At 72.5% G+C, this 24,974-nt stretch carries 14 protein-coding genes; 9 read left to right on the forward strand and 5 right to left on the reverse strand.

The window, feature by feature from the left end:
• The first annotated feature begins 8 nt into the window (after positions 1–8).
• The 4 genes from aceA to WME75_RS44475 all read left to right on the forward strand — a co-directional run bounded on the left by aceA (position 9) and on the right by WME75_RS44475 (position 8,885).
• Complete coding sequence (aceA, locus tag WME75_RS44460; RefSeq protein WP_437484152.1) at positions 9–1,307, forward strand: isocitrate lyase; 1,299 nt, start codon at positions 9–11, stop codon at positions 1,305–1,307.
• 230 nt (positions 1,308–1,537) lie between these two features.
• Complete coding sequence (locus tag WME75_RS44465; protein ID WP_437484154.1) at positions 1,538–3,892, forward strand: glutamine--tRNA ligase/YqeY domain fusion protein; 2,355 nt, start codon at positions 1,538–1,540, stop codon at positions 3,890–3,892.
• 191 nt (positions 3,893–4,083) lie between these two features.
• Positions 4,084–4,932 carry a hypothetical protein gene (locus tag WME75_RS44470; protein ID WP_437484155.1) on the forward strand — a complete coding sequence of 283 codons (849 nt, stop codon included), beginning with the start codon at positions 4,084–4,086 and terminating at the stop codon, positions 4,930–4,932.
• Positions 4,933–4,943: 11 nt separating this feature from the next.
• A complete protein-coding gene (locus WME75_RS44475; protein ID WP_437484157.1) occupies positions 4,944–8,885 on the forward strand; it encodes a protein kinase domain-containing protein in 3,942 nt (1,313 codons plus the stop codon).
• 4 nt (positions 8,886–8,889) lie between these two features.
• Here the strand turns inward: WME75_RS44475 and WME75_RS44480 are convergent, their stop codons facing one another.
• The 3 genes from WME75_RS44480 to WME75_RS44490 all read right to left on the reverse strand — a co-directional run bounded on the left by WME75_RS44480 (position 8,890) and on the right by WME75_RS44490 (position 15,370).
• Positions 8,890–9,699, reverse strand: coding sequence for a sugar phosphate nucleotidyltransferase (locus WME75_RS44480; RefSeq protein WP_437495054.1), 810 nt, complete (start codon positions 9,697–9,699; stop codon positions 8,890–8,892).
• Positions 9,700–10,269: 570 nt separating this feature from the next.
• Complete coding sequence (locus tag WME75_RS44485) at positions 10,270–14,553, reverse strand: serine/threonine-protein kinase (protein WP_437484159.1); 4,284 nt, start codon at positions 14,551–14,553, stop codon at positions 10,270–10,272.
• Between the two features lie 7 nt (positions 14,554–14,560).
• Positions 14,561–15,370, reverse strand: coding sequence for a hypothetical protein (locus tag WME75_RS44490; RefSeq protein WP_437484161.1), 810 nt, complete (start codon positions 15,368–15,370; stop codon positions 14,561–14,563).
• Positions 15,371–15,593: 223 nt separating this feature from the next.
• On the opposite strand from WME75_RS44490, the gene WME75_RS44495 reads away from it, so the two are divergent.
• A complete protein-coding gene (locus WME75_RS44495) occupies positions 15,594–17,069 on the forward strand; it encodes a serine/threonine-protein kinase (RefSeq protein WP_437484163.1) in 1,476 nt (491 codons plus the stop codon).
• Positions 17,070–17,307: 238 nt separating this feature from the next.
• Positions 17,308–18,462 carry a ferritin-like domain-containing protein gene (locus tag WME75_RS44500; protein WP_437484165.1) on the forward strand — a complete coding sequence of 385 codons (1,155 nt, stop codon included), beginning with the start codon at positions 17,308–17,310 and terminating at the stop codon, positions 18,460–18,462.
• A gap of 69 nt (positions 18,463–18,531) precedes the next feature.
• Here the strand turns inward: WME75_RS44500 and WME75_RS44505 are convergent, their stop codons facing one another.
• Together WME75_RS44505 and WME75_RS44510 are read right to left on the reverse strand one after the other, a co-directional pair.
• Entirely contained in the window at positions 18,532–19,611 is a 1,080-nt protein-coding gene (locus WME75_RS44505; protein WP_437484167.1) for a hypothetical protein, read from the reverse strand.
• 353 nt (positions 19,612–19,964) lie between these two features.
• Entirely contained in the window at positions 19,965–20,186 is a 222-nt protein-coding gene (locus WME75_RS44510; RefSeq protein WP_437484168.1) for a hypothetical protein, read from the reverse strand.
• A 299-nt stretch (positions 20,187–20,485) separates the two neighbouring features.
• Between WME75_RS44510 and WME75_RS44515 the strand changes: the two genes are divergently transcribed.
• The 3 genes from WME75_RS44515 to WME75_RS44525 all read left to right on the forward strand — a co-directional run bounded on the left by WME75_RS44515 (position 20,486) and on the right by WME75_RS44525 (position 24,911).
• Complete coding sequence (locus tag WME75_RS44515) at positions 20,486–21,265, forward strand: RNA polymerase sigma factor (RefSeq protein ID WP_437484170.1); 780 nt, start codon at positions 20,486–20,488, stop codon at positions 21,263–21,265.
• The gene (locus tag WME75_RS44520) at positions 21,262–22,572 is read left to right on the forward strand and encodes a FecR domain-containing protein (RefSeq protein ID WP_437484172.1); all 1,311 of its coding nucleotides are present in this window, start codon (positions 21,262–21,264) and stop codon (positions 22,570–22,572) included. Before WME75_RS44515 ends, WME75_RS44520 begins: the two co-directional genes overlap by 4 nt.
• Before the next feature lie 110 nt (positions 22,573–22,682).
• A complete protein-coding gene (locus WME75_RS44525; protein WP_437484174.1) occupies positions 22,683–24,911 on the forward strand; it encodes a biotin carboxylase N-terminal domain-containing protein in 2,229 nt (742 codons plus the stop codon).
• Positions 24,912–24,974: the final 63 nt, after the last annotated feature.

The following is a 24,974-nucleotide window of genomic DNA, read 5'->3' on the forward strand; positions in this document are numbered from 1 at the left end:
GCCCAGTCATGTCCGCTGCCTTCCCGCTCAACACGCCGATCTCCGCCGATTCTCTGCACGCGACGCCGAGCGACGTCGCCCCCGGCCGATGGAGCGGCATCGTGCGCCCGTACTCCGAGGCCGACGTCGCGCGCCTCCGCGGCACCGTCCGTATCGAGCACACGCTCGCCACCCTCGGGGCCAAGCGGCTCTGGAACCTGATGCAGAGCGAGCCCTACGTGGCGGCGCTCGGCGCCCTCACCGGCAACCAGGCGATGCAGCAGGTCCGGGCCGGGCTCAAGGCCATCTACCTGAGCGGGTGGCAGGTGGCGGCGGACAACAACGAGGCCGGGACCATGTACCCCGACCAGAGCCTGTATCCGGCCAACAGCGTCCCGACGCTCGTGCGCCGCATCAACCAGGCGCTCCTCCGCGCGGACCAGATCGAGAACGCCGAGGGCAAGGCGGGGCGCTACTGGCTCGCCCCCATCATGGCCGACGCCGAGGCCGGCTTCGGAGGGCCGCTGAACGCCTTCGAGCTCATGAAGTCCATGATCGAGGCGGGCGCCGCGGGCGTGCACTTCGAGGACCAGCTCGCCTCCGAGAAGAAGTGCGGGCACATGGGCGGCAAGGTCCTCGTCCCGACCAGCCAGTTCATCCGCACGCTCGTCGCGGCCCGCCTCGCCAGCGACGTCATGGGCGTGCCGACCATCCTCGTGGCCCGCACCGACGCCGACAGCGCCAAGCTCATCACCTCGGACGTCGACCCGCGCGACAAGCCGTTCATCAGCGGCGAGCGCACGCCGGAGGGCTTCTACGTGCTGAAGGGCGGCCTCGAGGCGGCCATCGCGCGCGGGCTCGCGTACGCGCCCTACGCCGACCTCGTCTGGTGCGAGACCTCGACGCCGGACCTCGACCAGGCGCGGCGCTTCGCGGAGGGGGTCCACAAGCAGTTCCCGGGCAAGCCGCTCGCCTACAACTGTTCTCCCTCGTTCAACTGGAAGAAGCACCTCGACGACGCGACCATCGCGCGCTTCCAGCGCGAGCTCGGCGCGATGGGGTACAAGTTCCAGTTCGTCACCCTCGCCGGGTTCCACGCGCTCAATCACAGCATGTTCGAGCTCGCCAGGCAGTACCAGCGCCGCGGGATGTCGGCGTACTCCGAGCTCCAGCAGGCCGAGTTCGCCGGCGAGCAGTTCGGCTACAGCGCCACGCGCCACCAGCGCGAGGTCGGGACGGGCTACTTCGACGAGGTCGCCCAGGTGATCTCGGGCGGCGCGGCGTCCACGCTGGCCCTGCACGAGTCCACCGAGGCCGCCCAGTTCTGAGCGCCCGCGCGGGCCGTCGCGCACGTCCGCGCGCCGCCCGCGCCGTTCCCGGCCCGCCCGCGCTGCGCCGGCTGCGCCCGCCCCGAGGCGAGCGCCGCGCGCGGCGAGGGAGCGGGCCGCGCGGCGCCCTCTCGACGGTGGTCCAGGGGGGGCCGTTCGAGTAGGCTCCGCTCGGGCCGCGATACCCGGCAGCGCCCGGCCGCGTCGCCCGAGCCGAGGTGAAAACAGCTGTGACAACGCAGAGCCCCAGACCGAGCGACGCTGACAGCGGCGGCGCCGCGTCCAATTTCATCCGCAACATCATCGCCGAAGACCTCGCCGCAGGCAGGCACACGCGGGTCGTGACCCGGTTCCCGCCCGAGCCGAACGGATATCTGCACATCGGACATGCGAAGTCGATCCTGCTCAATTTCGGGCTGGCGGCCGACTTCGGCGGCGTGTGCCACATGCGGTTCGACGACACGAACCCTGCGGCCGAGGACCTGGAGTATGTCGAGGCCATCCAGCGCGACGTGCGCTGGCTGGGCGGCGACTGGGGCGACAAGCTCTTCTTCGCGTCGGACTACTTCGAGCGGCTGTACGCGTTCGCGGTGGAGCTCATCCGGAAGGGCAAGGCGTACGTGTGCAGCCTGAGCGAGGCGGAGACCCGCGAGATGCGCGGCACCGTCACCGAGCCCGGGCGAGACAGCCCCTACAGGAACAGGTCCGTCGAGGAGAACCTGGAGCTCTTCGCCCGGATGAGAGCAGGGGAGTTCCCGGAGGGCGCGCACGTGCTCCGGGCCAAGATCGACATGGCCGCTCCCAACATGAAGATGCGGGATCCGCCGATCTACCGCATCAAGCGCGCGCGCCACTACCGGACGGGCGACGCCTGGTGCGTCTACCCGCTGTACGACTTCGCTCACAGCCTCTCCGACGCGATCGAGGGGATCACCCACTCGATCTGCACGCTGGAGTTCGAGAACAACCGGGAGCTCTACGACTGGTTCATCGAGCACCTCGACGTCCCGTCCCGCCCCCGGCAGTACGAGTTCGCGCGGCTCAACCTGAACTACACGGTGATGAGCAAGCGCAAGCTGCTCGGGCTCGTGAAGGGCGGCCACGTGAAGGGCTGGGACGACCCGCGCATGCCCACCATCGCCGGCCTCCGGCGCCGCGGCGTGACGCCCGAGGCCATCCGCTCCTTCTGCGAGGAGATCGGCGTCGCCAAGACGAACAGCATGGTGGACATCGCGAAGTTCGAGTCGTGCGTCCGCGACGACCTGAACCTCCGCGCCCCGCGCGTCATGGCGGTGCTGCGCCCGCTCCGCGTCGTCCTGGAGAACTACCCCGAAGGGCAGGTGGAGGAGATCGACGCGCCCTACTGGCCCGAGGACGTGCCGAAGCAGGGCTCCCGCAAGGTCCCCCTCTCCCGGGTGCTCTTCATCGAGCGCGACGACTTCCTCGAGGACCCGCCCAAGAAGTGGTTCCGGCTCGCGCCAGGGCAGCAGGTGCGGCTCCGCTACGCGGGCTTCATCACCTGCCGCGAGGTGGTGAAAGATCCGACCACAGGAGAGGTGGTCGAGCTCCGGTGCACCTACGATCACCCCACGAAGAGCGGTGAGGCGCCCGACGGCCGCAAGCCGAAGGGGACGCTGCACTGGGTCTCGGCCGCCCACGCGATCCCCGTCGAGGTCCGGCTCTACGACCGGCTCTTCGCGGTCGAGCGGCCGGACGCGGTCGAGGAGGGAAAGGACTTCCTGGAGAACCTGAATCAGGGTTCGCTGGCTTCCCTGACCGGATGCCGGGTGGAGCCGAGCCTGTCCACCGTCGAGCGGGGCAGCCATGTCCAGTTCGAGCGCCAGGGGTTCTTCTTCGTGGATCCGGTCGACTCCGCGCCCGGCGCGCCGGTCTTCAACCGCACGGTGGCGCTCAAGGACTCGTGGTCGAAGCTGGCCGGCGAAAAGCCCGCTCCGGCCGCGGCGCCCGAGGGCGCGGCCGCGAAGGCGCCGCCGCCGAGGCCGAAAGCCGAGCGCGCGACCTTCGAGGAGCGGCTCGCGCGGCTCGACCCGGCGCGCGCCGACAGGGCCAGACGCCTCGTCGAGGCGCGCGGGATACCCGGCGACGACGCCCTCGTCCTGGCCGAGGACGACGGCCTCCTGCGGCTGTTCGAGGAGGCCGTGGCGGTCCACGACAACCCGAGGAGCGCCGCCAACTGGGTCATCCACTCGCTCTCGCGCGAGCTGAAGGACAGGAAGACAGGCGACCTGCCCTTCTCAGGTGCGCAGCTCGGCGAGCTCCTGGCGCTGATTGATGACGGGACGATTTCCGGAAAGATCGCGAAAGACGTCCTCGCTGAGATAATGCAGCAGGGCGGTAGCCCGCGGGCCATCGTGGAACGCAGAGGGCTCCGGCAGGTGGCCGACGAAGGCGCCCTGGAGCGCATCGTCGACCAGATCATCGCCGCGCACCCCGGCGAGGTTTCCCGCTTTCGCGCCGGGAATACGAAGCTGATCGGGTTCTTCGTCGGCCAGGTCCTGAAGGCCTCCGGCGGCAAAGCGAACCCCGACCTGGTCAATACGCTGCTGACCAGGAAACTGGCGTAAATCTCCCACCCACACGCTGCTTCGCTTCCCCCCCTGCTCGGGGTGCGCGGGAGTGCTGCGCTCTGCGTTGCCCCGCGCCCAACACCTGACTACGTGATGCCTGTCATGGCAGTGTGGAGAAAGATATCCCGCAAAATGTCCATAAAAAAATTGAATTTGAGAGCTGGCGTGATGTAGATGAGATTAGGACTATGGAATCTGCACGCCAGTTCGCTCTCATCGTCTGCGTGGCGGTATCGTCCTCGCAGGCTGCTTGTATCGCGTCGACCGAGCTCGATGGGCTCGATGGCGAGGATGAGGCGGTGGCGGAGGTGCAGCAGGAGGTCGTGGTCTACAACGCGTTGACCCGTAACGCGCTGACCCGCAACGCGCTGACCCGTAACGCGTTGACCCGTAACGCACTGACCCGCAACGCGCTGACCCGCAACGCACTGATGGGCAATTCGCTCACGAGCGAGGCGCTCCGTGACCCCGAGGCGAGGGAGCTCCTCAGCTTCATCGTGAGCTGCGCTCTCCCCGAGGACGAGAGCATCGAAGTCGACGTCGGCCGCAAGTCGTACACCTTCCCCGGGGAGCTCGGGCTCGCGCCCGAGTGGGGCAAGAGGAACGGCTCGTGTGGCGAAAAGTGCCAGGAGTGGGTCTCGGCCTGCCTGCTCTCGCGCGTGAACTACCGGGGCGAGCACGTCATGATCTCGCTCCGCGGGAAGGACGACGCGCTCTCGTCCTCGAAGAAGGAGCGCGACAGGTACGACGCGCCGGAGGCGACCTACTACGGCAACGTCTTCCTGGACACCCAGCGCCGCTTCGCGTGCCTCGCGCCCGGGAAGCGGTCGATCCCGCGCGTCTGCGGGCCCTCGCTCGACGGCTGCGTGGTCGAGGTGGTGGGCGAATGTGAAGACGTGTGCGATGGGCCACGGCGCGACGGCAGCTTCACGGACTGCCACGACCGGGAGCCCATCTTCACGCTCCCGTGCGGCACCGGCATCTTTCCGCGCGGCACCGACCGGTACAAGGCTTCGGTGAGCGTCTTCCTCGAGTAGCATCGCGCAGCGTGGAGTCCGGCGCCGTCCTCGCGAGCCGCTTCGTCGTCGAGCAGCAGGCTGCGGCCGGGGGGATGGGGACGGTCTACCGCGCCCACGACCGCCTCGACGGCCGCCCTGTCGCCCTCAAGCTCCTGCACAGCCGCGAGGCCTTCGACGTCGAGCGCTTCGAGCGCGAGTCGCAGATCCTGGCCGAGCTGAGCCACCCGGGGATCGTGAGGTACGTCACCCACGGCCGGACGGGCGCCGGGGACCACTACCTCGCCATGGAGTGGCTGGAGGGCGAGGACCTCGCGGCGTGCCTCGCGCGCCGGAAGCTCTCGCTCGCCGAGAGCCTCGGGGTGCTGCGCAGTACGGCGGACGCGCTCGCCTTCGCGCACTCGCGCGGGATCATCCACCGCGACGTCAAGCCGAGCAACATCTTCCTCGTCGCCGGCGACGTCGGCCAGCTCAAGCTCGTCGACTTCGGGATCGCGCGGCCCGACGGGGAGTCGCGGCGGCTCACCTACACGGGCGGGATCCTCGGAACGCCGGGGTACATCTCGCCCGAGCAGATCGAGAGCGGGAGCCCCCTCGACGCGCGCGCGGACGTGTTCTCGCTCGCGTGCGTGTTCTACGAGTGCATCGCGGGCCGCCCGGCCTTCGAGGGGGCGCACGTCATGGCGGCGCTCGCCAAGCTCCTGTTCCAGCAGACGCCCCGGCTGCGCGACGTCCGCGCGGACGTGCCGGAGCCGCTGGAGCTCCTCGTCGACCGGATGATGGCGAAGAACCCCGAGGAGCGGCCGCGCGACTGCGGCGACGTCGGGGTGCAGCTCGCGCAGCTCGCGGAGGCGCTGGACGCCTGGGCGACGCCGCGGCCCACCACGCTGGCGTCCCAGCGCGACTCGACCATGCGCTCGGCGCGGCCCCCGGGCTTCCTCACGCGCAGCGAGCAGCGGCTCGTGTCCCTCGTGCTCGCCGGCGAGCCGGACGACGTCGAGATGAGCGTGGCGGCGGCCGGCGGCGTCCCGAGCGCCTCGGACGTGTCGAGCGTGCTGCAGGAGCTCTCGAACGAGGGCCCAGGCTCCGCGGTGCCGCGCTCGGAGGTGCGAGCGGCGGTGGAGCCCTACGGCGCCCACATCACCGAGATCTCGCGCGGGTCGCTCATCGCGATCCTCGCCGGCGCCGGGAGCGCCGTGGACCGGGCCGAGCGGGCGGTGCGGTGCGCGCTCGCCCTGCGCGCGCGGTTCCCGGGCATCCCGCTCGCGGTCGCCACGGGGCGCGGGGTGTCGTCGGCGAAGCTCATCGAGGGCGACGTGATCGACCGGGGGGTGCGCGCCCTGCGGGCGGCGCAGGGCGGGGTCGTCCGGCTCGACGACGTGACCGCCAGCGTCGTCGGCGGCCGGCTCAAGGTGGACTCGGACGAGAAGGGGCCGTTCCTCGCGAGCGAGACGGCGGCCGACGAGAGCACCCCCGTCCTCCTCGGCAAGCCGAGCCTGTGGGTCGGCCGCATGCGCGAGCTGTCGATGCTGGAGGGCGTGTTCTCCGGGTGCGTGAGCGAGTCGCTGGCGAGCGCGGTGCTCGTGCTCGGCGCGGCCGGGGCCGGCAAGTCGCGGCTTCGCCTGGAGTTTCTCACCCGGGTGCGGCGCCAGCTCGCGGGGCTGGAGATCCTCTCCGGCCGGGCCGAGTCGGTGGCCGCGGGGTCGCCGTTCGGCCTCATCGCGGACGCGATCCGCCGGACGGCGGGGATGCGCGAGGGCGAGCCGGTGGAGTCCCGGCGGCGCAAGCTGAAGCGCCGGCTGGCGCGCCACCTGAGAGGCGACGCGCTGAACCGGGTCGCGGCCTTCCTGGGCGAGCTCACGCGGACGCCGTTCCCCGACGGGGAGACGAGCGGGCTGCGCGCGGCGCGCGAGAACGCGATGCTGATGGCCGACGCGACGCGCGCGGCGTGGGAGGACTGGCTCGCCGCCGAGTGCGCGGCGCAGCCGGTGCTGCTCGTGCTCGAGGACCTGCAGTGGGGCGACCCGGCGACGGTGCGCCTCATCGACCAGACGCTCCGGAACCACCGGGACCTGCCGCTCATGCTGCTCGCGCTGGCCCGACCCGAGGTCAGCAAGCAGTTCCCCGGCCTGTGGACCGACCGCGAGGTGCAGACGATCAAGCTCGGGCCGCTGCCGGCCAAGGCGAGCGAGCGGATGGTGCGGAGCGCGCTCGGCGAGGAGACGTCCGCCGAGATCGTGGCGCGGGTCGTGGAGCGGGCCGACGGCAATCCGTTCTACCTGGAGGAGCTCATCCGCGCGGTCGCGGACGGCAAGGGGGACGTGCTGCCCGACTCGGTGCTGGGCACGGTCGAGGCGCGGCTCGACGCCGAGGGGCACGAGGCGAAGCGGGTGCTGCGGGCGGCGAGCATCTTCGGCGATCGCTTCTCGAAGCTCGCGGTGGCGGCGCTGCTCGGCGGCGCCACGCGCGTGAGGGAGACCGAGACGTGGCTCGACGCGCTGGCGGCGCGCGAGCTCATCGCGCCGGCCTCGACGCCGGGGTGGCTCATCCCGACCGACTACGTGTTCCGGCACGCGATCGTGCGCGAGGCGGCGTACGCGATGCTGACGGAGCCGGACCGCGCCCTCGGGCACAAGCTGGCCGGCGAGTGGCTCGAGCGCAGCGGGCACACCGACGCGATGGCGATGGCGGAGCACTTCCGGCTCGGCGGCGAGCCGGAGCGCGCGGTGAAGTGGTACCGGCGGGCCGCGGAGCAGGCGCTGGAGGCGAACGATCTGGCGAGCGCGCTCGCGCGCGCCGAGATGGGCGTCAAGTGCGGGGCGGCCGACGAGGAGCTCGGGCGGCTGCGGCTGGTGGAGGCCGAGATCAGCCTGTGGCAGCAGGAGACGGCGCTCGCCGCGCAGCGCGGCACCGAGGCGGCGAGCCTCGTCCGGACCGGCAGCACGGCGTGGTTCCGCGCCATCGGGCAGGTGATCGTGGCGGAGGGGAAGCTCGGCCACTTCGATCGCGTCGAGGCGTGGGTGGCGCGGGCGGCCGAGGCCGCGGGCGCGATGAGCGCCCGGATCATGTGCCTGTGCGAGGCGGCGACGTACCTGATCTTCGGCGGCCGCTACGCGGCGGCCGACGAGCTGATCCGGATGCTCGACGGTGTCGCGAGCGAGCCCGCGGGGCTCGATCCGCAGGCGGCGGGGCTCTACCAGCAGGCGCGCGCGATCCGGGCGCAGACGAAGGGCGACATCGGGGCGGCGCTGAGCGGGCTCACGGCGGCGGTCGCGGCGTTCGAGCAGGCCGGCGACCGCCGGAACGCCTGCGCGGTGCGCGAGAACCTGGGCTTTCTGTACTGCGAGCTCGGCGATTTCGAGGTGGCCGAGTCGGCGCTCCGGACGGCGCTCGCGGCCGCGCAGCGCATGGGCCTCGACGATCTGGAGACGGCCGCGCTCCAGAACCTCGGCTACGTCATCGCCCACCTCGGGCAGCTCGAGGAGGCGAAGCTCCTCGAGCAGCGCGCGGCCGCGGCGTTCCAGCAGCAGGGCGACCGGCGGATGGAGGGCGTGACGCTGACGTACCTGGCGAAGATCCTGCTGCTCTCGGGCGATCCCGCGGCCGCCGAGCGCGAGGCGCGCGCCGCGGTCGAGGCGCTGACGGTGGCGCCGCCGCTCCGCGCCGCCGCCGTCGCGGTGCTCTCGCGCGCGCTGCTCGCGCAGGGCCGCCGGGAGGAGGCGCTGACGGCCGCGCGCGAGGCGTTCGCGCAGCTCGAGGCGGCGGGCTCGCTCGAGGAGGGCGAGTCGCTGGTGCGGCTCGCCTACGCCGAGGCGCTCGCCGCCGCGGGGGCCGAGCTCGAGGCGGCGGCGGCGCTCGCCGCCGCGCGCGAGCACCTGCTCAGCCGCGCGGAGAAGATCAGCGACCCGAGCTTCCGCGAGCGCTTCTTGACGTGCGTGCCCGACAACGCGAGGACCCTGGCGCTCGCCGGGTGACGCCTCAGGGGGCCTCGCCCCCGGCCGCGTGGAGCCGGGCGGGCGCGCTGGAGGGCTCGTGCGGCTCGCCGGCCCCGGTCGCCTGCCGGCTCGCCCGGGAGCTCAGGAGGCGGAGGGCCTCGCGGTAGCCGTCGAGGGTCCCGATCTCGACGTACGCGTGCCCGGCGCGGACGCCGAGCGCCACGCCCCCGCGGGCGATGTACTCGTTGATGAGGGGGCCGATGTGCTCGTCGCGCCGGCTCCGCTCGCGCCAGAGCTCGTGGAGCTCCTGGAGCACGGCGCCGGTCAGCTTGAAGGCGCCCCAGACCCAGCGCGAGGTGGCGTCGCGGCGCCTCGTCTGGATCTCGACGACGCGCCCCTCGCCGTCGGTGACGACGGCGTCGAAGCGCTCCGGGTGGTCGACCGGGAAGAGGAGGAACGAGAGCGCCTGAGCGTGGAGCGCGGACAGCCCGTCTTCGGGGAACCAGATCGTGTCCGGTAGGCCGACGTACACGAGATCTTCCGGCGCGATGAGCGGGAGCGCGCGGAAGACCGCGTCGCAGAGGCCGGCCGGCCGCGGCTGGACGACATACGACAGGCTTGCTTGCCCGAACGTGGCCCCGTAGTACTCGAGGAGGTCCGACCTGCCGGACGAGATGACGAAGCAGACCCGGGTCGCGCCGGCGAGCAGCATGCGATCGACGAGGTGCTCGCTCGCGGCGCGGGGCCGCTCGGCGCCCCGCTCGCCGCGGCTGCCGATCGGGAGCAGCTCTCTCGGGAAGGCGCGCGGCTGAAGCCGGCTCTCCCGGCCGGCCGCCGGGATGAGCCCCCACACGGTGGCCTGTCGCCCTCTCACGTGCGCACCGCCTTCGAGCCTCCCCATGGCCCGCTCCAGAGGGCGCGGGCGACACCCGCACGTGGCAATTTCATCAATAATGTCCATTGTTTATGTGAGCGATGCGCTCCGGGGCGGCCGCGCATGAATGGCTGACCGCTCCCGCCACGTCGCTCGTGTGAATTGGAGTCCAACATCGTGACTGCGAACCGCGAGATCAAGTCGAGCTCGAGACCCTCTTTGTCAAGCCGAGCTCGATGCAAGCCTGTCACTCCGTGATGAGCTCATGACATGTCAAGCCGGTCGAGCCTAACGCTCGTCGAGCCGACGCCGGACTCGCGCGTTGCCGGCGCGCTCGGGCGAGTGGCAATCGCCGCGGGGTTGACGCTCTGGCAGAGGAGCATCCGGGACACCAAAGGACGGCGCTCGCTACAGCGAACCCCCTAGAGCGGATCAGGCGTTGACGTAGCGAGCGGCGGTGTGACGGCCGGCGTCAGCTTTCTGTCACGACGTCCGAGAGCGACCCTGCGCGGGGGGGGCGCATGCACCCCATCGCCTGCCGAGGTGCGCTCACGCGGGCAGCGTCGGTCGATCCGAGGCGGCCTCTGCCGCTTCGCGCTCGGCGATGGCGGCGGCGTGGCGGCGCAGCCGGTCGGCCATCACGTTCGGGATGCGCTCCGCGGCCAGGAGCGCGGCGGCGAGCGCGCTGCGCGCGGCGGCGAGCCGGCCGCAGCGCAGCGCGGTGACCGCGCGGATCTCGAGCACCTCGATGTGCTCCTGGCCGACGGAGCTCTGCGCCGAGCGGTCCACGAGGGCGTCCCACGCGGCGTCGCTCCCGTCCCGCGTCGCCAGGTCGATCATGGCGCAGAGCACCTCCTCCGAGGGGCCCATCAGCGCGTCGGCGCGGCCCTCCGCGCGCGCCTGCTCCTGCATCTCGCGCATCCGCTCGAACAGCGCGCGGGCCTCGGCCTGCTCGCCGCAGTAGAAGAGGAAGCGGGCCTCGAGGAGCAGGGCGACCGGCCGGCACGTCCCGCAGAACCGGTGCTGCTCGATCTCGAGCGCGCGCTCGATGTGCGGCTTCGCCGCCGCGAGGTCGTCCATGAGGTAGAGGTACTCGCCGAGGTTGTACTCGCCGACCCGCTCCAGCCCGCTCTGGCCGAGCTCGCGCGCGAGCGAGAGCACCCGCTCGAGGTCGGCGATCATCCGGGTCTTGTCGCCGCGGCACGCCCAGAGGAGCGCGCGGTTGTTCGTCACCGAGCCGAGGTGCAGCGTGTCGTGGTGCGCCTCGCAGAGCGCGATCGCCTGGCCGAGCGCCTCCTCGGCCTCGTCGAGCCGGCCGAGCCCCTGGAAGACGAAGCCGAGCATGAGCAGCGAGATGACCCGCGTCTCGTAGCCGTCGTCGCCGAGCGAGGAGGACGCAGCCGCCGCCCGCTCGAGCGCGGCGGCCGCCTGCTCCTCGCGGCTGAAGCGGTGCAGCGAGCGCCCGACGCCGAGCGCGAGGCGCGCGGCGAGCGCCGGCGACAGCGCGATCCCGGCGGCGAGCGCGCCCGCCTCCTCGACGCGCTCCTCGGAGCTCTTGAACTCGTCCATCCAGTCGAGCGCCGTGGCCTCGTCGAGGAGGATGTCGATCTGCGCCGGGACGTCGCCCCGCGCGCGCGCGATGGTCCGCGCGCTGGCGAAGTCGGCGAGCGCGTCGTGGTAGCGGCCCAGGCGGTAGCGCATGAGGCCGCGGCCCCGGTGCGCGGCCGCGCGGTCGGGGCGCGCGCGGGCCGGCGCGCCGCCGAGCGCGGGGTGCGCCGGCCCGCGCCCGCCCGCGCTCGGCGCCGTCGGCTCGATCGGCTGCTCCAGCGCGCGGCTGTAGAGCGTCTCGGCGTCGAGGTAGGCGTGCCGGGCGCGCGCGCGCTCGGCCAGGGTGAGGTAGGCGGCCTCGGCGATCTCGCCGAGGCCCGCCTGGGCCGCGTGGTACGCGAACGGGATGAGGCGCGCATCCTTGAGGTGCGGCGCGTCGCGCTCGCCCACCTCGTCCCCGGAGGCGTCGCGGTGCAGCTTGAAGGCCGCGAGGTGGACGCGCCGGCGGAGCGGCTCGGGCGCGCCGCGGGACACCGCCTCGCGGACCATCGCGTGGCGGAAGCCGATGCGGCCTCGCCGGTCCTGGACGAGCAGGCCCGCGGTGAGCAGGCGCTTCACGGCGACCTCGGCGTCGAGCGGGAGATCGTCGGCCTCGCCGTGCTCGTCGAGCCGCTGGAGCACGCCGGCCACCTCGGCGACGGCGACGTCGGGGCCGAGGAGCGCGATGAGGCGCGCGTGCGCCTGGAGCGCGGGCGGGAGCGCGTCGATCTCGCCGAGCGCGAGCCAGTCGAGGAGCGGCATGTCGGGGAGGCGATCGAGCTCGTCCGTGGCCAGGTACCAGGCGTCGCCCCTCGGGTGCCGGCGCACGATGCCCTCGCGCTTGAGGCCGCGCACGAGCTCGATGAGCAGGAGCGGGACGCCCTGCGCGCGCTCGACGAGGTGCGCGAGCGCCGGCTCGGGCACGTCCTCCGCGGGCAGGAGCAGCCGCCGGCAGAGGGCGATCGCGCTGTCGCGGTCGAGCGCCTCGAGGCGGTAGGTCTCGCGGCGCGCGGCGCGCTCGCCCCAGTCGGGGCGCGCGCTCTCGAAGCTGGGCCGCCCGAACGCGCAGATGAACAGCCGCGTCTGCGCCTCGGCGAGCGCCGCGTACTCGAGCGCGGCCAGCGCCGCGTCGTCCGCCGCGTGCGCGTCGTCGAGCACCACGAAGAGCGGCGTCCGGCGCGACCGCCGGCGGAGGGCCTCGCCGGCCGCCACGGTGAGCGCGGCGCGGAGCGCGCCGGGCGCCGCGGAGAGCGCGCGGAGCTCCGGGTAGCGCCCCTCGGCGACCGCGCCGTCGCTGATCCAGCCGAGCGCGAGCGCGACGGCGGCCCCGAGCCGCGCCTGTTGCGCGGCGCCGAGGCGGCGCCGGAGGAGCTCGCGGCCGCCGTCCGCCGGGGGCGACGACGGCAGCGAGAGCGCCTGCTGGAGGATCTCCCGGACGACGCGGTCGGCCCCGCCCGCGACCGGCTCGCCGGTCCGGAGCTCGATCACCTCGGCGCGGACGTCGAGCTCGCGCAGCCGCTGCACGAGGGCGCCGGCGAGGCGGCTCTTGCCGTGGCCGGCCACGCCGATGACGCTGGCGATGGTGGGCCTCGCGTTCTCCACGGCGTCGCGCGCGCCCGCGACAAGCGCGTCGAGGACCTCGCTCCGGCCGAAGAGCGGCTGGGAGCTCGTGTCGAACGCGGTGTCGGCGTCGGGCCGGGCGGAGGACGGCCCGGCCTGGACGGAGGTCGGCCCGGGCGGGGGGAGGGAGTCGCCCGGGGGCTGCGAGCCGCCGTCGCCGAGCGCCGCCACGGCGGCCGGCGACAGGGCGAGCCCCGGGGGATCGCCCGGCGCGGAGCGATCGTGACGGTGGAAGAGCGGGCTCAGGAACCGCCGCGAGCCGTCGGGCCGCGCCTGGACCGACACGGACGCGACGTCGAGCAGGCCGCGCGTGAGGACGCGCTGTTGCTCGAGCTCGCGGCCGGCGTGCATGGCGCGGCGCAGCGGGCTCGCGCCGTCCGCGTGGTCGAAGACGGCGACGAAGCGGCTGCCCGCGGCGTGCGCGAGCTCGCCGCCGAGCGCGCTGAGCCTCCGCTGGAGGGCCACGACGTCGAGCTCGGCCTCGAAGAAGAGCAGCGCGACGGCGCGCCGCTCGACGCGGCGGGCGCTCGGCGGCGGCGGCTCCGTGGTGAGGCGCCGGAGGCGCGAGGGGCGGCGCTCCTGATCGCGCTCGAAGCTCTCCAGGGCGGCGCCGAGCGCCGCGGCGCTCTCGAAGCGCTGGCTCCTGTCCTTGACGAGGCACTGGAGCACGATCTCCTCGAGCGAGCGCGAGATCGGCGCGAGCGAGGAGGGGCGCGGCGGGCGGCGGCCCAGGTGGTCCTGCCGCACCAGGGCGGGGGGGCCCCAGAACGGCGGCTTGCCGGTGAGCAGCTCGAACAGCACGACGCCGAGGGCATACAGGTCCGCGCGCGCGTCGACGTCGCCGCGGCCGTCGCACTGCTCGGGCGCCATGTACTCGGCGGTGCCGGGCGCGTCGATCTCGGCGGTGATGTGGGGCGACGCGCCCGGCACCGCCGCGAGGCCGAGATCGATGATTGTGGCGCGGTGCCCGCCGTCCCGGGCGGCCGCGGTGAACGGCGCGCCGGACAGGATGAAGAGGTTCTCCGGCTTGATGTCGCGGTGCACGTAGCCGCGCGCGTGGACCGCCTCGAGGGCCCGGAGCGCGGCGCGGACGAGGGAGCACGCCGCGCGCGCCGGCATCTGGCCGGCGGCGCCGGACGCGACCATGCGGTCGGCGAGCGTCGGGCCGTCGAGGTACTCCATGACGAAGTACGGCAGCCCGGAGGGGAGCTGGCCGCACGCATGGACGACGGGCACGTGGGGCGGGCCGATGTCGTGGAGGGCCCGCATCTCCTCGACGAGGCGGACGGCGGCGTCGGGCCGGTCGGCGCGCGCGACCTTGATCGCCACGGTCGGACCGCCGTCCTCCGGCTCGGCCGCGAACACGGCCCCGAACCCGCCCGCGCCGGCGAGCCGCAAGCCGCGGTAGCCCGCGATGCGGGGCGGCGGCGCCTCGAGGAGCCAGCCGGCGCTGGAGTCGTCGGCGCCGCTCGGCGCGCCTGGCTCCGGGCCGGCCTGCCGCACCACCGGGCCGTGCTGCGGACACCCGGGAGCCGCGTGCGCGACCCGCCGGCCGCAGTCCCTGCACCGCGCGGCGAGCGCCCCGGCACGGGCAATGCGTCCGTCTCGACGAGCATCGGGCAACATGGGGGCCTCAGGGCAGGAACGTCGTAATCACCGCGGACGACGACTCGCCTCCATGGTTGGTGCAGCTCGGGCGATAGCCGCCGGCAGCGCTGAGCCCGCCGCACGCGAGATCGCATGAGCCCACGATGTGAATGTTCGGGCATTCCCGGACGTTGCCGTCGGCTCTGAGGAGCCCCGCGGCGCAGTCCCTGCTGAGGGCGCGAGAGCTCTCCGCGTTCGACTCGTTGTAGCAGGCATAGAAGCGGGGGGAGCTCGTGAACAGGTTGCCCCAGAACGCGCCCTCCTCCCTCGGATACGACGTGACCTCGCTCCGGTCCGGGTACCTGAGGGCCACGTGTGGCCCGCGGGACGAGATCATCACCGAGACGCCAGCCCGGTTTGCGCGCGACGCCACGCAGGCCGAGATCCACTGCTTCCGGGAGACGCTCAGCGGCTCGTCGCGCCAGCCCGGCGCGAGCCCGAGGTGGCCCGAGTACACCTCCTCATGCAGCTCACCGAGCTCGTCGTGCCACGAGAAGCTGAGCGACTGCGATGGGGTCAGCGCGCAGCTGACAATGTATTGAAGGAGCTGCCTGGACATCGCGCCGAGCTCCCCTGGGTCGGTGATGGCGGTGAAGGCGGTCTCCGCGAGGCTGCTCCCCTCGAGTCTGTTCGGGGCGAGCGTGCTCGGGTCGAGCGCGTTCGGGTTGAGGGCGTTCGGGTTGAGGGCGTTCGGGTTGAGCGCGTTGTAATTCCGGAGCGCACTTGAGACCTCTTCGACCGACCCCGATTCCGCAGGAAATCCGTCGCTGCCACCGCAGCACGGCAAGCAGGGCAATGAGACCAACAGAAGCATGCGCAGGTGCCGCGCGTAAATTCGCCTCTTCATCTGTTCCCCCCATTCTGCTAGCAGATGGAATAGGCTACCGTCGGGATAACGATGGATTTACTGTACCACCAGGTGAAGCGACGTGTAGCGCCAACACGATCGTCCCGTGCTGGTAAAAACGTCGCTCGGGTGAGCCCTTAGTCGTATCGGGGGGGTTATGACATTGGATGCGATGGCAACGCGTGATAACGAGACGCGGGCATTCTCCCTGGAGGAGAGGTCGTTCTCCCGAGGCGAGCTGCCGTGCGGCGCGCGCGCGGGCAATTACAGTGTTGGGGCGCCCATCGCCCGGGGCGGATGTGGAGCTGTGTACGAGGCGAGACATCTCCAGACGGGCGCGCGTGTGGCGATGAAGGTGCTGCACGGGACGCTCGCCGCCTCGCCGAAGATGGTGAAGCGCTTCCTGCGCGAGATCGAGGTGGTGCGGCTGCTCAACCACCCTGGGATCGTCGAGATTCATGACGCCGGCGAGCTCCTGGACGGCCGGCCCTTCTACGTGATGGAGCACCTCGACGGGGTGACGCTCGACGTGCTCCTCCGGCAGGAGGGGAGGCTCTCGCCGGAACAGGCGCTCGACCTGCTCGAGCCGGTCTGTTCGGCGCTCGACGCGGCGCACGCCGCCGGCATCATTCATCGCGACGTGAAGGGCAGCAACATCTTCGTCTCGCGGGGCGCGCCGCGCGCGGTCAAGCTCCTCGATTTCGGGATCGCGAAGATGATGGAGCCCGACGAGGGGCCGAGCGGCTTCACCACGGCGGGCAGGGCGCCCGGCACACTCACGATCATGGCGCCCGAGCAGATCCTCGGCGGCCCCCTCGACGCCCGCGTCGACGTGTATGCGCTCGGCGTCCTGCTCCACCGGCTCCTCACGGGCAAGCTCCCGTTCTACTCGCCGGACGCGGCCGAGCTGCTCCGGCAGCACCTGGAGGAGCCTGCGCCGCGCCCGAGCCGGCGCACCCCGTTGCCGCCCGCGCTCGACGCGGTCGTGCTGCGCTGCCTGGAGAAGCAGCCGGAGCATCGCTACCCGTCGGTGAAGAGCTTCCTCTGCACGCTCCGCGAGGCCGTGGGCGAGCCGACGTCGGGGCGGAGCAGCATGCCGGAGATCGAGGCCGACGCGATCGCGGTCTACCTCGACCTCCGGCTGCGAACCGACGCCGACGACATCGACGATACGCTCGCCGAGGAGCTCGGCCTCGTGCTCGACATCGCGGAGGAGCGCCTCCGCGATGCCGGGCTCACGCTCGTGTCCGTGACCGGCAGCGAGATCCTCGGCGTGCGGCTGCTCTCCGGCGACCCCGGGGAGGCGCTGCGGGAGCGCGCGGCGGTGATCGAGATCGCCGCCGCGCTCCACGAGGAGATCGGGCTGAGGAGCCGCCCGGACACGCTCGTGCACCCGAACCTGTGCCTGCACGCCGGGCGGGTCGTGGTGCGCTCGATGATCCACCCGGAGATCCTCGGCGGCGACCTGGCCCGGGTCGGCGCGTGGGCGCCGGTCGAGCCGGTGCACGGGCTCTGCGCGACGGAGGAGGCGGTCCGCGGGGTCGACGGACTCGAGCTCTCCCCGGGGCCGGGCGGCCTCGCGCTCATCGGCGAGCTCGCGGCGCAGTGCTCATCGCCGGCGCCGACGCTGCGAAGCCCCGCGGTCTGAGGCGGCGGGCGCGCGGTCCTCGGCGCGCGCCGCGCGTCGCGCGGCTTGCCCGCGACGTGCGGTGTCAGGGAAGCGACGGGCGCGCGCCCGGCGTGGACCCCCTGGCGGACTCGGGAGCTCCCGGAGTCGATATGACGACGCAAAAACAATCGTGAGGCGATTGCCGCTGGACGATAGATGCCATTATAAGGGCCGCCCGTGGGCGCCGGTCCGCGCCTCGCCGTTCCGGGAAGCTTTCATGTCCATGCGCCTCCAGCAAGCTCTCCAGACCCTCCTTGATTCCGCCCCTCTCCTCCGCGACGCATCGAGCAGCGGCAACGTCCGGGTGCTCGCGTCGCTCCTCGGGCCCGCCTTTCGCGGCTTCGTCCAGCGCCGCGGCAAGGGCGTGGGCTCGACCGATATCTCGGTTGGATACGAGGCCAGCTTTAACTGGAGTTACGGGCGGGACGACCCCGACATGGCGAGGCTCTACCACCTGGCCAAGACGTCCCAGTGGAACGCGACGACCGACCTCGACTGGTCTCGGGACGTCGACTGGTTCGATCCGGCAATGCCGCTCTTGCCCGACAGCTGGATGCCGCCGTCCAAGCTGCCGGGCTGGGGCAGGCTCTCCGCGCGGGAGCGGGCGACGCAGCGCCACGGCCTCCTCTCCTGGATGCTGAGCCAGTTCCTGCACGGCGAGCAGGGCGCCCTGTTCGCGGCGTCGCAGGTCACCGAGTGCGTGCCCTCGCTCGACGCCAAGCTCTACGGGAGCACGCAGGTCGCCGACGAGGGGCGCCACGTCGAGGTGTTCCACGCCTACCTCACGCAGAAGCTGGAGAAACTCTACGAGATCAACGACAACCTGTATGTCGTCATCGACGCGATCATGAGCGACGGGCGGTGGGACATGAAGTTCCTGGGGATGCAGATCATGATCGAGGGCCTCGCGCTCGGCGCGTTCGGCTCGATTCGCCAGGTGACGAGCGAGCCGCTCCTCAAGGACGTCCTGCGGTCGGTGATCACCGACGAGGCGCGCCACGTGCATTATGGAGTCCTCGCGCTGAGCAGGTTCTACCGCGAGGGCATAGGCGAGCGGGCGCGCAGGGAGCGGGAGGACTGGGCGTTCGAGCTGTCGCTCTTGCTCCGCAACCGGTTCCTGGCGCACGAGTTCTATGACGAGTTCTACGCACATCGCATGACGCGCTCCGCGTGGGATAAGCTCATGCTCGACAGCGACCTGATGGGGTTCTTCCGCCGGACGATGTTCAAGCGGATCGTCCCGAACCTGAAGCGGATCGGCCTGCTCTCCGGGCGGATCCGGCCGCGCTACGCCTCGATCGGGCTGCTCGAGTACGAGCACGGGCGGTCGGCCAGCGAGCTGACGGCCAAGGAGCTGCTCGACGACGCGTGAGACCGGGGCGAGCGAGGCCCGGGGACGGCGCGGGCAGGGCAGACGCCCGCGCCGGCCTCCGGGGCGCGATCAGCAGGTGGCGCCGAGGCAGGCCGCGACCTCGACGGCGCACCGCTCCTGGATGCAGCCGAAGTCGCCGTTGCAGGCGGGGAGCAGCGGGAGGGCGCACGTCATGACCTGATCGACGAAGAACTGGACGTCGGCGCAGCCCCGCGACACGCAGCTCGAGACGCACGCCAGGCTGAAGGCCGGCGGCGACTGCTCGGTGTCGATGCACCGGGAGGTGCAGGCGATGACCTCCTGGCAATCGGCGACCTCGCACGCGCCGCAGTCCGCCGGACAGACGCTGCACGTCTCGAAGCTCTCGCAGACGCCGTTCGGGCACACCGAGCACACGCCGCAGTCGCGCTGGCACGACGCGCACGTCTCCGTCCCGGAGCAGGCGCCGTCGCCGCAGGAGGCGCAGGCGCCGCAGTCCGCCGGGCACGAGAAGCAGCTCTCGATCCCGGCGTTGCACACCCCGTTGCCGCAGGGGGCGCAGGCGCCGCAGTCGGGGGCGCACGAGGAGCAGTCCTCCGACGCCCCGCAGAAGCCGTCGCCGCAGCCCGCGCACACGCCGCAGTCGGCCGGGCAGGTGAGGCACGTGTCGGCGCCGCTGCACGCGCCGTCGCCGCAGTTCGGACAGACGCCGCAGTCGAGCGGACAGCTCGTGCACGACTCGGGCCCCAGGTCGCAGGCGCCGTCGCCGCAGCTCGGACAGAGGCCGCAGTCCGAGGCGCAGTTGCCGCAGTTCTCGGGGCCCGCGCAGGCGCCGTCGCCGCACGCCCCGCAGACGCCGCAGTCGCCCGGGCAGCTCGAGCACGTCTCGGCGCCGTTGCAGGCGTCGTCCCCGCACCCCTGGCAGCTGCCGCAGTCGGGGGCGCAGCTCCCGCAGTCCTCCACGCCGTCGCAGACGCCGTTGCCGCACGCCCAGGGATCGGCGCCGGACGAGCCGAAATCTTCCCATGTCTCGGTGCGGCCGCAGCCCGCGCCGAGCCCGGCGACCGCGGCGGCAACGAGCGCGGTCCAGGCGAGGGCGCGCGCGGAGAAGAAGCCAGGGCGATGCCGCCCGGACCGCAGCAGGAAGCTCAGCCGGCTAGTGGTACCCATACGATCGGCTCCCGGGGCATGAGAGATCGGGTTGTAAGGAGGAGCGGAGGCGGCTCGCGGGCCGCGGCTGCGCCGCGCCGAGCCGTCCACAAACGACGTGCGGACGGAACATACATGGAGAGCGTCGGCGGAAGGCGTCAAAGCACAGGCGCGCCGCCCTCGCCGTGCGGCCGGGGTGACGGGGGTGGGCGGTGAGCTGCCGGGATCGGCGTCGCGCTCCCCGGCGTCCGGTCGGAGAGGCGGGACGGAGCCGCAGGCACAAAATGAAAGAGGGCGGCGCCTCCGGAGAGGCGCCGCCCAAAGCACTCCGCGGTGCGCGCTTCACCCAGGAAGCGGCGCGCCGCGCAGGAGGCTCACTGCGCCGGGGCAGCCGCCGGGTCAGCCGGGGGGGCCGCCGCCGGGTCAGCCGCGGGGGCCGCCGGGTCGGCCGCGGGGGCCGCCGGGTCGGCCGCGGGGGCCGCCGCCGGGTCGGTCGGCGCCGCCGACGGGTCGGTCGGCGCCGCAGGGCTGCCGCCGCAGGCGACGGCGAGAGACGAGACCGAGACGGCGACGAGCGCAAGAACGAGCTTGTTCATGGGAATCCTCCGAAAATAGGGGGCGGCGAGGCCACCCCCAAACAGCAGACGTATGAGCCGCACGTCAAATCCGGCGGCCACCCACCCAGACGCCGCGGGTCGACAGAACGGCTCACAGTTTTTTCGATGAGCCGCCCGGACCCCACCAGGCGTCTGGAAAGCTGTGGGAAGCTCGGGGCGCACCTGACTGCGCTCCGGACAGGAGCCCGGGACGCGAGGCTCCGCCTGGGCCGAGGGCCCGCTTCCCGCCGCGGCGTCTCGATCCCACCCCAGCTGCTCCTTTTCAGGTACACGAACCCATGGCTCTGAGACCTCAGCGAGGGCGCCTGCGCCTTGTCGAACCGGCCGCCCCGGTGGCGGAGGCTCAGGCGGAGGTGGGTGAGGCAGGGTCCGCCTTCGCCCCGGAGGAGCGCGGCCGGAGCGATGTCCAGCCCGGAAGCGCGCGCGGAGGGGGCGCCGGGGACAGGCGGAGCGCCGTCGCGGGCGTGCCGGCGGAGCGGGGGGGAGGCCTTACGGAGCTGCCGGACGCGCAGCTCGTGGTGCTCGGCGCGCGGGGGGACGTGAACGCGCTCGAGCAGCTCTACCGGCGGCACGCGGCCTTCGCCATCCACCTCGCGACGCGCATCGAGGGCTCGGCGCGCGACGTGGAGGACATCGCGCACGACGCGTTCCTCCGCGCCTTCGAGCGCCTCGGCGATCTCGTGGATCCCGCCGCCTTCCGCGCCTGGCTCGGCTCGATCGTCGTCCACAAGGTCCGCTCGCGGATGCGGCGCGCGCGGCTGCTCGGCGTGCTCGGGATGGGCAAGTCGAGCGAGCCGGTCGATCTCGACGCGCTCGCGAGCCCGGCCGCCTCTCCCCACGCGCGCGCGCAGATCGCGCAGATCTACGCCCTGCTCCAGACGCTACCGGCCGACGACCGGATCGCGTGGATCCTCCGCTCGGTGGAGGGGCACGATCTCGAGACGGTCGCGCAGATGACCGACTGCTCGCTGGCCACCGTCAAGCGGCGGATTTCTCGGGCGCAACACTTCCTTGACGGTCACTTTGTCGATCCAACCCACAGCGAGGCGTCCTCATGAGCCGGCGAACGCTACCCCGGATTGCCCCGGCCGATCTGCGTGACCACGCGACCGAAGAGCGGATCGCGCGCGTCTGGGGCCGCATCGAGCACGACCTGGCGGCGCGCGAGCCGTCGTCGCCCCGCCGCGCGGGCGTGGCCGCGCTGCTCGCGGCGGCGACGTTCTCGGCGTTCGCCGGCGGCCTGTGGCTCGGCAAGGCGATCTGGAGCGAGGGGCAGGCGGCGTCGGCGCTCACCGCCGTGGCGCCGGCCGACGACGCGCCGTCGCTCGTCGACGTGTTCGCCGCGGGCTCGCGGGGGCGCACCTTCCAGCTGCCGGGCGGCGGCACGATCTCGCTCACGGCGGGCACCACCGTCGAGGTCGTGCAGGCGGACGGCGGCGCGCTGACGCTGCGGCTCGTGCAGGGCGAGGCGTGGCTCGACACCGTGAGCGGGACGCGCACGGCGGCGCTCTCGATCGTCGCCGGGGAGGCCCGGCTCGCCGCGGCGGCGGGCAGCGTGCTGCGCGTGCGGCACAACGTCGACGACATCGACGTCAACGTCGCCGACGGCTCGGTCAAGCTCACCTCGCCGGCCGGCTCGCGGGAGCTCGGGCGCGGCGACGCCGAGGAGGGCGTGCCGATCCGGCCGCCCACGGCGGTCGTGGCGCCGCCGGAGCCCCGGCGAGCCCGCGTCGCGTCGCTGCCGCGCTCGAGCGCGGAGGTGGCGCCCGTCGCCCCGCCGGTCGACGCGCCGGCCGCCGCGGCGGTCGCGGCGGTCGCGGCGCCGGACTGGCGCGCGCGGTACAACGCGGGCAACGTCGCCGAGGCGCTGCAGAGCCTGAAGCAGCAGAGCGGCGGCATCGACGGCGCCATCGCCTCGGCGACGACGGCGAGGGAGCTGATGGACCTCAGCGATCTCCTGCGCGCGAAGGGCGGCGACCGCGCCGCCGCGATGCGCGCCTTCGCGCGCGTCGTCGAGGGGTTCCCGACCGACGCGTACGCGCCGATCGCGGCCTACAAGCTCGGCGACATCTACGCCAGCATGGGCGAGCAGGCGCTGGCGGCGAAGTATTTCGAGCAGGCGCGCTCGCTGTCCCCCGAGGGCAACCTCGCGGAGGACTCGTTCTGCAAGCGCATCCGCACCGAGGTCGCCGCCGGGCACAAGGACGAGGCCTCGCAGATGGCCAAGGAGTACGTGGCCACGTACCCGGACGGCCGGTGCGAGGACGTCCAGCGGATCGTCTCGGGCGAGGTGGAGGCCGAGGAGGGGGAGGAGGCCGCGCCGCCCCAGCCGCAGCCGGCCCCCGACGCGGCCCCCGCGCCGTGATCTACCCGCGCCCCGCCTCGTCGCAATTCGCCTCCTGCTGAGCCCGGCCGACAGGCTTGACATCCCGCAGCGGTTCTGTGCTTGCTTGCCGAGCCGGAGAACCGCTGAGGATGACCACCGCCGTCCGCACCAGCTCCCTACCCGCTCGCAACGACGCTCAGGCCCTCCCGCCGTGGAAGCTTGTGTTGCCGAGAGGCGGCTATGTCTCCTCGATGGAGGCGTTCACCACGGCCATGGGCGTCCCGGGGTTCGTGCTGCTCGACCTGGGCACGCTGGCCGGCGGCCAGGACGCGCACCGCCTCCTCGGGCTGCGGTATCTGATCGCCAACGGCGAGGTGTGGAGAGCGCACTTCGGCTGGCAGCGCGCGCTGGAGGCGGCGCTGCGCAGGGAGCTGCTCGGCGAGGAGCGGGTGCAGGAGCTCCTGTCGGCGGCGGAGGGCCTCCTGTCGCGGCTCCGGGAGGCGCGCGCGTCGATCACGCCCGCGGACCGCGACGGGTTCGCGCGGTACCTGGAGGGCGGGCTGCTCCGGGCGCTGAAGCGCCGTGACTTCGAGGAGGAGCGCTTCCTCAAGTTCCTGATCCTGGAGCAGGACGTGCCCGCGCTCCGCGACCAGGCGGCGGAGCTCCTGCGCTCCCGGGCCGGCGAGCTCCTGCGGGACGACGCGCAGGTGCTGGATCTCCTCTACGCCGCGGTGCACCGGCTCGACAGCTATCCCGCCACGACGGTGAGCGCGGGCCAGCTCAGGTACGTCCTCGTGGCGGACAAGGGGGAGATGGGCGTGCGGGCCACGCGCGAGGCGATCGCCCTCGGCAAGATCCCCGTGGTCCTCTACAGCCTGAAGGACGACGACAACGCGCTGCAGGTGCGGATCGCGCGGGAGGGCGGCGGGTTCGCGGTGGGCCTCGAGGGGAGCTTCCGCGAGAGCTACGCGAACACCACCCAGATCGCGGACAAGGTGAGGGCCGAGTTCGAGCGGCGCTTCGAGGACGGGTGGCAGGACGAGCTGTCGCGCGCCGGCCTCTACCCGGGATACGGCCCGCTCGCGGAGAACGCCGGGGCGATCCGGCACTTCCGGCAGAAGAACATCGTCTTCATCGGTCCGATGCAGGACGTCGTGGAGAACGCCGGCGACAAGCGCAAGTTCCGCCTGATGGCCCAGGACTTCGACGCGACGGCGGTGACGCCCGGGCTCGTCATCGACAGCAATGATCCCGACGAGATCCAGCGGATCATCCTGGAGGCGCACGAGGCCGGGCGCTTCACCTTCCCGGGGCGGCTGAAGGCCGCCAACGGCGGCGGCGGGCGCGGGCAGGCGGTCATCCCGACCGCGGAGCAGGTGCCCCAGGCCATCCAGAAGGTCCTCGGCGAGATCAGGGCGTTCAACTGGCAGCCTGGCGTGATGTTCGAGCAGAACATCCCGGAGACGATCCACCTGGAGGTGCAGGTGCTGCGGGATCGCTACGGCAACACGCGGCACTTCGGCATGCGCGACTGCAGCGAGCAGCGCGCGAGCCAGAAGATCCAGGAGGAGGCGCCGCCGGCCCTGCTCCGCCGGTATCCCGGCCTGGAAGACCGGATCTGCGGGCTCGCCGTGCAGATCGCAGAGCGCGTGGGCTACGTGGGCGCGGGCACCGTGGAGCTGATGTTCAAGGACGGGAAGTTCTACTTCCTGGAGATGAACACGCGTATCCAGGTGGAGCACCCCGTCAGCGAGGAGAGCTACGCCATCAAGCGGAAGCGGAGCCGCGTCCCGGTGAACCTCGTCGCGTGGCAGATCCGCATCGCGGACGGGCAGGCCATCGACTTCGAGCAGCAGCACGTGGTGCAGACGCACTGCAGCCGCGAGTTCCGCATCAACGCGGAGAGCTGGAATCCGGATCTCAGGGACTCCCGGGACGGCGGCAAGGGGATGTTCCTGCCCAACGGCGGCGTCTTCGATCGCATCGCGCTCCCCGACGCCGGCCCGATCCGCGAGGCGCTCGAGGAGAAGGGCCTCACCGACCTGAAGATCCGCTTCGACTGCGGTTTCGAGGCGGGGGACGTCCTGGTCAACAAGGACCCCACGTTTGGCAAGCTCATTGTCTCCGTGAGCAGCAAGGACCCGGACAGGGCCTATGAGCTGCTGCGCCTCGCGTCCCTCGAGGTGCTGAAGAAGATGAAGATCGAGGGGCGGCAGGTGCGATCCGACGGGACGCCGATCGCGGGCTCGCCCTTCAAGACGAACCTCCAGGATCACGTGCGCATCCTGAGGATGCCGCTGTTCAAGCGTCATTCGAGCAACGATGGTCGAGGCCGTCACGTGAACTGGGTCGTGGCCGCGTTCCGCGAAGAGGCGTAGCCGGGGAGATCGCCGCGCTCGGCGCGTGGCGCTCGTGAGCAGAGCGCTGACAGCGAAATATTA

Source organism: Sorangium sp. So ce1014 (genome assembly GCF_051521505.1).
Lineage (GTDB): Bacteria > Myxococcota_A > Polyangia > Polyangiales > Polyangiaceae > Sorangium.

Coding starts and splice junctions, on each gene's coding strand:
- aceA (WP_437484152.1), top strand. CDS start 9: ATGTCCGCTGCCTTCCCGCTCAACACGCCGATCTCCGCCGATTCTCTG.
- WME75_RS44470 (WP_437484155.1), top strand. CDS start 4,084: ATGGAATCTGCACGCCAGTTCGCTCTCATCGTCTGCGTGGCGGTATCG.
- WME75_RS44485 (WP_437484159.1), bottom strand. CDS start 14,553: ATGTTGCCCGATGCTCGTCGAGACGGACGCATTGCCCGTGCCGGGGCG.
- WME75_RS44495 (WP_437484163.1), top strand. CDS start 15,594: ATGGCAACGCGTGATAACGAGACGCGGGCATTCTCCCTGGAGGAGAGG.
- WME75_RS44500 (WP_437484165.1), top strand. CDS start 17,308: ATGTCCATGCGCCTCCAGCAAGCTCTCCAGACCCTCCTTGATTCCGCC.
- WME75_RS44505 (WP_437484167.1), bottom strand. CDS start 19,611: ATGGGTACCACTAGCCGGCTGAGCTTCCTGCTGCGGTCCGGGCGGCAT.
- WME75_RS44510 (WP_437484168.1), bottom strand. CDS start 20,186: ATGAACAAGCTCGTTCTTGCGCTCGTCGCCGTCTCGGTCTCGTCTCTC.
- WME75_RS44515 (WP_437484170.1), top strand. CDS start 20,486: ATGGCTCTGAGACCTCAGCGAGGGCGCCTGCGCCTTGTCGAACCGGCC.
- WME75_RS44520 (WP_437484172.1), top strand. CDS start 21,262: ATGAGCCGGCGAACGCTACCCCGGATTGCCCCGGCCGATCTGCGTGAC.
- WME75_RS44525 (WP_437484174.1), top strand. CDS start 22,683: ATGACCACCGCCGTCCGCACCAGCTCCCTACCCGCTCGCAACGACGCT.